This is a genomic window from Aerococcus sp. L_32 (assembly GCF_050689315.1).
This window is the reverse complement of sequence record NZ_JBOEQF010000689.1, coordinates 1-944: the sequence shown is the minus strand read 5'-3', so window position 1 is coordinate 944 and position 944 is coordinate 1. Positions and strand designations below refer to the sequence as shown.

Below are 944 nucleotides of genomic sequence, written 5' to 3'. Positions count from 1 at the left end.
GACAACAGAAGCGGCAGCAATTACTGGTCCTATTTCAGTAATTTCTCGTGAAGAAGGTTCTGGAACGCGTGATGCCTTTGTAGAGGCTACAGGCGTTATGGCTGATGATATTGATAACACTACTGCTGCAGCTACCATCATGAATGGTACAGACCAAGTAATTACTACTGTTGCTGATGATCCAAATGCAATCGGATATATTTCTTTAGGTTCATTAAACGATACAGTCACTGCTGTTTCTGTTGATGGTGTTGAAGCTACAGAAGAAAACGTTGCATCAGGTGATTACGCCATTTCTCGTCCATTTAACATCGTATATCAAGGCGAATTAGAAGGTGTAGTAGCTGACTTCCACGATTTCATTTTCTCTGAAGAAGGGCAAGCAATCGTCTTAGATGAAGGTTTTGTACAAGCTAAAGCTGATGCGGAAGCTTATGCAGGTGACGGCTCTCAATCAGGATCTATCACCATTGTTGGTTCTACTTCAGTTTCTCCAGTAATGGAAAAATTAGCGGAAGCTTATGAAGAATTAAACTCAGGTGTTCAAATTAATATTACATCTAATGGTTCATCTGCAGGCGTTAAGGCTGCTACTGATGGAACTGCAGACTTGGGTATGGCTTCTCGTGCATTAGCGGACGATGAAACTGATGTAACTGCAGAAGCAATTGCTGTTGATGGTGTTGCGGTAATCGTTAACCCTGAGAATGGCGTTTCTGACTTAAGCTTAGCTACAGTCGCAAGTATTTTTACTGGCGAAACTACTGACTGGGAAGGCACTGCTCAATAATTCTGACTAGTTAAGTAACAACTAAGGGTTTATCTTATTAGAGTTGCTACTCCTATATAGTAGCAACTCCTTTTATATTTTGAGGGTATTTTAAATTATTCAGAGGTCGAATAATCAATTGTGAATTTATGGGTTTTTAAAACCGGATAGATAC

The 944-nt window shown here is 40.0% G+C and carries 1 protein-coding gene; it reads left to right on the top strand.

The features are described from left to right. On the top strand, nt 1-790 hold a 790-nt coding region (locus ACRCJ0_RS15745; RefSeq protein WP_431391126.1), incomplete at its 5' end, for a substrate-binding domain-containing protein. Between the last annotated feature and the right edge of the window lie 154 nt (nt 791-944).